Origin of the sequence: Ameyamaea chiangmaiensis (assembly GCF_013376175.1) — a bacterium.
GTDB classification, from domain to species: domain Bacteria; phylum Pseudomonadota; class Alphaproteobacteria; order Acetobacterales; family Acetobacteraceae; genus Ameyamaea; species Ameyamaea chiangmaiensis.
In genome coordinates this window covers 1-8787 of record NZ_JABXXR010000119.1, presented here as the reverse complement: position 1 = coordinate 8787, position 8787 = coordinate 1, and the positions used below count along the sequence as shown (strand labels likewise).

The 8787-nt window shown below is 66.6% G+C and carries 5 protein-coding genes; 2 read left to right on the top strand and 3 right to left on the bottom strand.

Annotation, left to right across the window (positions count from 1 at the left end; genetic code table 11):
* Window positions 1–1686: 1-deoxy-D-xylulose-5-phosphate synthase (gene dxs, locus HUK82_RS12470; protein WP_176614275.1), on the bottom strand; the 1686-nt coding region annotated here is incomplete at its 3' end.
* Between the two features lie 401 nt (window positions 1687–2087).
* Between dxs and hpnH the strand changes: the two genes are divergently transcribed.
* Both hpnH and HUK82_RS12460 read left to right on the top strand, forming a co-directional pair.
* Window positions 2088–3269 carry an adenosyl-hopene transferase HpnH gene (hpnH, locus tag HUK82_RS12465; protein WP_176614274.1) on the top strand — a complete coding sequence of 394 codons (1182 nt, stop codon included), beginning with the start codon at window positions 2088–2090 and terminating at the stop codon, window positions 3267–3269.
* A 132-nt stretch (window positions 3270–3401) separates the two neighbouring features.
* A complete protein-coding gene (locus tag HUK82_RS12460) occupies window positions 3402–4694 on the top strand; it encodes a hemolysin family protein (protein ID WP_176614273.1) in 1293 nt (430 codons plus the stop codon).
* Window positions 4695–5639: 945 nt separating this feature from the next.
* On the opposite strand, the gene HUK82_RS12455 is transcribed toward HUK82_RS12460, so the two are convergent.
* Window positions 5640–7598, bottom strand: a complete 1959-nt coding sequence (locus tag HUK82_RS12455; protein ID WP_176614272.1) for a transglycosylase SLT domain-containing protein — start codon at window positions 7596–7598, stop codon at window positions 5640–5642.
* 173 nt (window positions 7599–7771) lie between these two features.
* Window positions 7772–8566 (bottom strand): uracil-DNA glycosylase, encoded by a 795-nt coding sequence (locus HUK82_RS12450; protein ID WP_176614271.1) that lies wholly within the window; start codon window positions 8564–8566, stop codon window positions 7772–7774.
* Between the last annotated feature and the right edge of the window lie 221 nt (window positions 8567–8787).

Genomic DNA, 8787 nt, shown 5'->3' with positions numbered 1-8787 from the left:
GAGCTGGTCGGCGGCCTTGAGCGCCTCGCCCAGACGGGTGCCCAGGCTCAGGATCGCGATCCCGCCCTGTTCGGCGCCGGACTGGCGCCCCATCTCGCGCACGATGCGGCCCCGGCCGATCGGCAGGATCTCACCCGCCACCGGCAGGTCGAGCCCCAGGCCCGAGCCGCGCGGATAGCGCAGGGCGATCGCGCCCGCGTCATACGCGCAGGCGGTGGCGGTCATGTGCAGCAGCTCCAGCTCGTCGCTGGGGGCCATGATCGTCATGTTCGGCAGGCAGCCGAGATAGTTGATGTCGAACGCGCCCGCGTGCGTCGCGCCGTCGGCGCCCACCAGCCCGGCCCGGTCGATGGCAAAGCGCACCGGCAGGTTCTGCAGCACCACGTCGTGGACGACCTGATCGTAGGCGCGCTGCAGGAAGGTGGAATAGATGGCGCAGAACGGCCGCATGCCCTCGGTCGCCATGCCGGCGGCGAACGTCACGGCGTGCTGCTCGGCGATGCCGACGTCGAAGAAGCGGTTGGGATGGGCGCGGGCGAACGCGTCCAGCCCGGTGCCCGACGGCATGGCGGCGGTGATGGCGACCAGCCGGTCGTCGGTGGCAGCACGTCGGGCCAGTTCGCGCCCGAAGACGGAGGTGTAGGTCGGCGGCCCGGGGGGCGCCTTTTTCTGCTCGCCGGTGACGACGTTGAACTTGGCCACGGCGTGATACTTGTCGCCCGCCGCCTCGGCCGGGGTATAGCCGCGGCCCTTCTCGGTGATGACGTGCAGCAGGATCGGGCCCTTGTCCTCCGCATCGCGCAGGTTGCGCAGGATGGGGACCAGCTGGCTGAGGTCGTGGCCGTCGACGGGGCCGACGTAATAGAAGCCCAGCTCCTCGAACAGGGTGCCGCCGGTGATCATGCCGCGGGCATATTCCTCGGCGCGCTTGGCGGTGCGCTCCAGCCGGTCGGGCAGCTTCTTGACGACCTTGCCGGCGAGGTCGCGCAGGCCGAGGAACTGGCGCGACGACATCAGGCGGGTGAGGTAGTTCGACATGGCGCCGACCGGCGGGGCGATCGACATCTCGTTGTCGTTGAGCACCACGATCAGGCGGTCCGCGCCCTCGACCGCGCCGGCGTTGTTCATCGCCTCATAGGCCATGCCGGCGGAGATGGAGCCGTCGCCGATGACGGCGATCACGTTGCGCTCGCGGTAGCTCGGCTCGCGCTCGGCGCGCAGATGGTGGGCGACGGCCATGCCCAGGCCGGCGGAGATCGAGGTGGAGGAATGGGCCGCGCCGAACGGATCGTAGTCGCTCTCGGACCGGCGGGTGAAGCCCGACAGGCCGCCAGGCTGGCGCAGGGTGCGGATACGCTCGCGCCGGCCGGTCAGGATCTTGTGGGGATAGGCCTGATGGCCCACGTCCCAGATCACCCGGTCGTCGGGGGTGTCGAATACGGCGTGCAGGGCCACCGTCAGCTCGACCACGCCCAGGCTCGCCCCCAGATGCCCGCCCGTCGTCGAGACCGCGTCCACCGTCTCCGCCCGCAGTTCCTCGGCCAGCTGCCGCAGCTGGTCCACCGACAGGTTGCGCAGGTCCGCAGGACCGCGAACACGGTCCAGAACCGGAAAACGGCCCAGTGTCGGTATCGGGGTGGAATCAGGCGACGACGCGACGGTGTCGGCCGGGGGAAGGGTGGTCATGCTCTGTGACGGTCCATCTTGTTCTTGGCGGCGCACGGCCGGCCCGGCGAGGTTACGGGCAGTGTCCAGCGTGAAAACAGTGTGCGGAGTCCTGTACCAACGAAATCCGGCCTCCTCGTTTTAACCATATGGGCACGAAATCAAGGGTTAAAAACCATTCCATTCCCTCACTGTTGCTAATTTGCCACACAGACGACAACCGGATTGAGTATCGGACCGCGTTTGTCCTATAGCTGTGCGCTTGACAGGCTTCGACACGTTTGGGTCGCAACGGCGCTATGCCGATCCCGCACGGCTCTGGCGGTTAAAGCTTTCTTTCCGCGCCGGGATGCGCATAAGAAATTTCTGACTGAGACACCGAGAACACGACCGGCGCGGGCCGGTCCAGGAGCAGAGGTTACATGGCCGTTCCGATAATGCAGGCCGTCAGGGTCGGTTCCTATGTCGTCAAGCAGCACATCACCGGACGCAAACGTTATCCGCTTGTCATGATGCTCGAGCCACTGTTCCGCTGCAATCTGGCGTGCGCGGGCTGCGGCAAGATCGACTATCCGGCCCAGATCCTCAATCAGCGCATGTCGGTCCAGGAATGCCTTGATGCCGACACCGAATGCGGCGCGCCGGTCATCGCGATCGCGGGCGGCGAGCCGCTTCTGCACAAGGAAATGCCGGAGATCGTGCGCGGCCTGATCGCACGCCGGAAATACATCTACCTGTGCACGAACGCCCTGCTGCTCGAAAAGAAACTCGACGATTACGAGCCGTCGCCGTTCTTTTCGTGGGACATCCATCTCGACGGTGACAAGGGCATGCACGACGCGTCCGTCTGCCAGGATGGCGTGTTCGAGCGCGCGGTCGCCGCGATCAAGAAGGTCAAGGAGCGCGGCTTCCGGGTTTCGATCAACTGCACCCTGTTCGACGGCGCGGACCCCAAGCGGATCGCCGCGTTCTTCGACGAGGTCATGGCCCTGGGCGTCGACGGCATCATGACCGCGCCCGGCTATGCCTACGAGCGCGCCCCGGATCAGGAGCACTTCCTGAACCGTCAGAAGACCAAGCAGCTGTTCCGCGACATCTTCCGTCTGGGCAAGGGCAAGAAGTGGCGCTTCACGCAGTCGCCCCTGTTCCTAAACTTCCTGGCCGGCAACGAGACGTACCACTGCACGCCGTGGGGCAAGCCCCTGCGCACCGTCTTCGGCTGGCAGCGCCCGTGCTATCTGCTGGGCGAGGGCTACGCCAAGACGTTCCAGGAACTGATGGACGACACGCAGTGGGACGATTACGGCACCGGCAACTATGAAAAATGCGCCGACTGCATGGTGCATTCGGGATACGAGTCCACGGCCGTGATGGATGCGGTGCGTCGTCCGTGGCACATCGCCAAGGTGGCGTTCATGGGCCCGGAGACTGAAAAGCCGATGGCGCCGGAAATCTCCCTCGCCAACCAGCGTCCGGCGCAATACGTGTTCGCCCAGCACGTCGAGCAGAAGATGGAAGAGCTTTCCGCCGCCAAGAAGCCGGCCCGCGCGCCGCGCGTACGGGTGGTGAAGGCCGACTCCGCAATCGAGACCGCGGCCGACTGAGGTAGGCCAGCATCGGCCTGTCGGAAAAGCGGAGCTTCGGCTCCGCTTTTTTTATGGCCGTCGAACACGCGTTCCGGCGTGACGTGCAAGCAGGGTGCGCGAACGGATGATCCCGGTGTAGAGAGGGGAGCCATGATTGCCTCCATTCTGATCATCCTCTGTCTCATCCTGCTCAACGGTGTGTTCGCCATGGGTGAGCTTGCCCTCATCTCGGCGCGTCGCGCACGACTCGCGATCCTGCACGGACGCGGGGTGAAAGGGGCCGATCGGGCCTTGAGGCTCAGCGAGGATCCGCAACGCTTTTTGCCGACGGTGCAAGTCGGCATCACGCTCGTCTCGATCCTCGAGGGCACGTTCGGCGGCGTCCAGATCGAGGCTCATCTGACGCCGATGATCGCGCAGGTGGCGGCGCTCCGTCCCTTCGCGGCCGAGATCTCCATGGTCGTGGTGGTGCTGGCCATCACGTTCACGATGCTGGTGCTGGGCGAACTCGTGCCCAAGCAGATCGCCCTGCGCAGTCCCGAAGTGATCGCCAGCAGGCTTGCCCTGCCGTTGGAGGGGCTGGCGATCGTGACGCGCCCTGCCGTGTGGGTGCTCAGCCATGCCTCCACGCTGGTGCTGCGTCTGTTCGGGATCGGAGCGGCCAAGCGCCAGTCGGTGACCGAAGAGGAACTGAAGGCTCTGATCGCGGAAAGCGCACAGGCCGGTGTGCTGGAGCACGGCGAGCGCGACATGATCGAGCGCCTGCTGCGGCTGGCCGACCAGCCGGTGCGCGCCATCATGACCCCCCGCAACGAGGCCTACTGGATCGATCGCCATGCGGACTACGAGACACTGGTCCGCAAACTGCGCAGCACGACGTACTCCCGTATCGTCGTGTGCGATGGAGAGGTGGATAACCCGGTCGGCGTACTGATGGCCAAGGACATGCTGGACCGGCTTCTCGAAGGTCTGCCGGTGTCGGTTGCCTCGTCGATGCGCCGTCCGGTCTCGGTTCCCGACACGATCTCGGCGCTTGAGATGCTGGAGCGGATGCGGACCATTCCGCTGGGGCTCGCTCTCGTGCTGGATGAATATGGCTCGTTCGAGGGGATTGTCACCGCGTCCGATCTGTTCGAGGCGATCGTGGGCGAGCACGACGCGTCCGCGGGCTCGCAATCCCAGCGCGAGGCCGTGCGCGAGGACATGGCGCTGCTGGACGGATCGGGGTCGGCCGAGGCCATGCGCGACCGTCTCGGCCTGCGCGACCTGCCGGCAGCCGGCACGTATCACACCGTGGCGGGTCTGATGCTCGCCTTGCTGCGCCGTGTACCGTCCGTCGGCGACAAGGTGGTCTTCGATGGCTGGCTGTTCGAGGTTCTGGATATGGAAAACCGGCGTGTCACACGAATCCGCGCCAGCCGTCAGGCGGTTGCCGAGAACTGATCGTCGCACGTCGGTCGCGTGCGTGCCGGGGGCTGGTGCGTGCCTGGTTGCCCGACGGCGATCGGCTTTAGAAGTATTTTTCGAACGTCTTTGATTGGATCGTGCTGTTTTTCGACCTGCGTGTTCCCTTGGCGTTTCGTCGATAACCACGCGCCTTGTCTGCATCGCGCGCGGTCTGGCGTATGTCGGTCCGTGGCATTCTGGCATACGTCCGTGTGTGGCGTGTACGTTTTCGGTGTAACATCGCCGATGAAATAACATGGTTTTATTACGCCGATGCATACTGTCATCACGCGACCGATCGAGTCTGTGGGCTTCTTTCAGCGCGCCAGATATTCCCTGTACGGCGCATAGGTTTTCGGATCTGTCTCTTGCGCGCATGACGATCGTCGGCGACGTGCGAACGCATGTATGGATGGTCGGTTCTGACGTCAAAGCGGGGAGGCGTCTCGGTCTCTCGCTGGAGTGGATTCGTCGATCGCTTCGGGAAAGTCGTGTCTTTCAAAGGAACATGACGACTCGATGTGCTGAGGTGCAGGCATTCTTGCGTCGCGCGGTCGTGGCTCGGCGCCGGATTGTTCGGATGGCGTGGTCCTGGGCACGCACTTTGGAAAAGACTTGTCGTGCACACCGTGAATCTGTCGGCGTGAGGCGTTCGAAGTTGACGCGTGTGCCTCGTTGGACGCGCGCAGTTTCACTGCGCTGGACGATGCGGCCTACGGATTTCGATTTCCACACGCAAATACCGACGGGCCCACATGTCGTGCCTCCGACCGAGGCCCGACCCTCCAGCGGAGTGTAACGCGATCGGGCGAGGCCACTGTTCGGCCGTGACGTCCCTCCGGACAAAAGAGCCGCACCGGTTTCAGGCAGCGCCGTGCTGGTTGCCGATACGCTGACGAGCGTGGCGCGGCTGAGCGACGGCGCCGGGCACGCACGCCGTGTTCAGTGCAGTGTGGTCCGCTGGCTGACCAACTGCCGCTCGGCTGTGAACGCGGGCCACTCGCCGCGCCCCAGCGCGCTGAGCGACGGCGTAGGTAGTGCCATCTTGCGCGCATAGATCCACAGATAGGTCAGCGCGTGATGGACATAGTCGCGGGTCTCCGCGCCGGGCAGCGTCTCGATGAACAGCAGCGGGTCGTCCGTCGTCATCGGGTTATCGTGCGTCAGCATGCCCGGGCCGGCGTTGTAGCTGGCCAGCACGCGGATCAGGTCTCCGCCCTCCGCTGACGTCCCGCCTGCGTGGGACAGCCGCGCGAGATACAGCACATAGAGCTGCCCGATCTCGAGGTTCAGCGCCGGGTTCTGCAGGCTGGCCGAAGCCGCAGTGGGTCCCGCGCCGTCGCGGCTGACGAAGTCGGCGGTGGCGGGCATCAGCTGCATCAGGCCGTGCGCACCAGCGCCGGAGGCCGCGTGCGGGTCGAAGTTCGATTCGATCCGCGTCAGGGCATAGACCAGAGCCGGGTCCATGCGGAACCCGTGATGGGGCGACAGGCGTGGCATCGGTGCGTCGGCCGCGTCGATCGGCTGACCGCTGCGCGCGACCAGAATCGTGTCGAGCTGCTGCGCCAGTGCGTCAAGCCCGGCGGCGGCGCTCACCAGTTGCACCGACCGGCACAACGCGGCGTTGGATTGGATGTCAGACCACAGGAACCGGATCAGGGCTTCGGCGCGCTCCGTCTCGCCGACCTGCAGCAAAGCGAACAGGCGGCGTCCCTGCGGCATGGCCTGAACCGCTTCCACGTCGATTTCGCCCAGCACGGGTGTGCCCGGGCTCAGGCGCAGACGCATGTCCGCTTCGGCGACGCCGGTCGGAGGCTGAGGCGTGTCGTCCTCGCGCGGGCGTCGTGCATGGGGCGCCGTGCGTGCGAGGATTTCGCCGGCCAGCATGCCGTAAAAACTGTGTGGAGCCGCAGCGGCACGATGCAGCCATGGCTCATAAGCCGCCACGTCCCCGATCCGTTCATGCGCCCGCGCGGCCCAGAAGGCGGCGGCGGCCAGAATGGCGGGTGTGGTCAGGGGCGCACGGGACGCGGCCTCGAACAGGGGAAGGGCCATGTCGGCACGGCCGTCCTGCCATGCGGCCAGACCGGCGACGTAGCTCGCCAGACCCAGGCGCTCGCCCGACTGGCTGACGGCGGACTGCGCGATATCGCGGGCACGGGCGCTTTCGCCCGCGCCGAGCAGCGTCAGGGCGATCTCCGCCCGCAACTGTGCCGCGTAGAGCGGCGTCATGCCCGGTGTGGAGGCGATCAGACGAAGGGCACTGCGCGCACCCTTGACGCCAGATCCGGCGCGCTCCCGGACCGTGCGGTCCAGAAGAACGTTGCGCACGATCCCAAGCCCGGCCGCGCTTTCGTCGTCGCGCAGCAGGCTGGCGCGGGTCGTGTCCGTATCGGGGGCCAGCGGCGTCCCGTGAGACGGCACGGTAGGCATGGGGGTGCCGTGCGGAGCCGTCGCGAGGGCGAGGCCCCGGATGGCGGCGGCGTCGGGCAACGCGGAATAGGTGTGCAGCCAGAGGCGCAACTGGCCAGGGGTCGGATGAAAACCGGCATTGAGATAGCGGTCGGCCAGCAGGTCGGCCAGCAGCGTGTCATCGCCCAGACGGGTGGTCGCCTCGACGGCATCCTGGAACTGACCGGCGCGCTGAAGCCTGAAAATACGACGGACCAGTGCCGCGTCCTCGGCCGACAACGGGCGCGGCAACGCCACCGCGCCGCCGTCGCGCGGTGCGAAGCGGGGCATGGCGAAGGCCGTTTCCTCGTTGCGGTCGGGTCCACCCTGCGGTCCTGTCTGCGGCGTCTGGGCGCGCAGGCTGGTCGCTGTCGCACCGGCCAAAAATGCCGCCCCTGCGAGGAACGCGCGGGCGCTGAACCGGTGGGGGCTGTGCAATATCCCTCTCATTGGCGGGGGGACTTATGCCCTTTGATGCAGGATGGCAAGCCCTGCGTGAGCACCGATCGTGTGTCTCAGTGTAATCATGGCTGTTTTTCTTATGTAAAACCGCTGGATAATGGTCGCGCGGAAAAGTTCCCGCGCGACTTCTCATCGAGCCATGACGGCGGTTCTCGTCAATATTATGTCATTTCCTTGTCCAGTTCAGCGCGTAACCTCAGCAGGTCCTGCCAGGACTCGCGCCGTGCCGCCGGGCTTGCCGCAAACTGCCCTGGATGGCGCATGACCAGCGCCTGCACCGGGGTGTCGCCGCCGGCGTCGAGCGCATGCCAACGTCCGCGCAGACGTGCCGGGGTGTCGTCCAACAGGACCCGTGCGGGCAGCGCGCCCATGACCACCAGCCTGCGGGGCGCCAACAGCACGATCGCGCGCCGCAGGAACGGCAGGCAGAGCCGCAGCTCGATGTCGCTCGGCGGTCGTCCGCCCGGCGGCCGCCAGGGCACCACGGGCGCGTAGCTGAACGCCTCGAGACCGATGGTCTGGAACATGCGGCGCGTTAGCGCGCCGATCGGCCCGTCCAGCAGCTGTCCGGTTCGGTCTTCCTCGGCCTCCGGGGCTTCGCCGACTACCATGACCGGCGCGCCATGGGCCCCGGTCGGCGCGAGCGTATGCGTGGCCGTCTGTCGTAGAGCGCAGCCGTCAAAGTCGCGTAATGCCGCGCCCAGCGCCTCGATCGTCGCGCAACCGGCCGCGCGCCGAAGGGCATCCCCGGCCAGACTGTCGGTCGTGGGCGTCGGGCGGAGGGAGGCCGCCTTCGGGGTGCGTGCCTGGGGGGGGAGGGGCGAAGTTGCGTCGGGGACGACAGGCGGGGCGGCGTGCACCTCGGCGGCCTGGAGCCGATCGTGCGGCTGATCGTCCAGAGCAGTGTCCACACCCCAGTCGAGGTAGAGCGACAGCAGGGCGAGGGCGTCGGCCATGAACGGGGTGCTCTGCTTTTCCAGGCTGATGTCTGTGACGGTCGGCGCGACGGATTTCCCTCGGCCGCGTGATGGGATAGGCTGGCCCCATTATGCAGCTTCGCCCCGTTCTGCACAGGGTCGTTCTCCGGTCCATCCGGGGGGCGACGGTTTTCCCCGCCGGACGGGCGCGGCCGGCGGTGCTTGCCATGGCCGTGCTGGCGATGCTGGGCGCCGCGCCG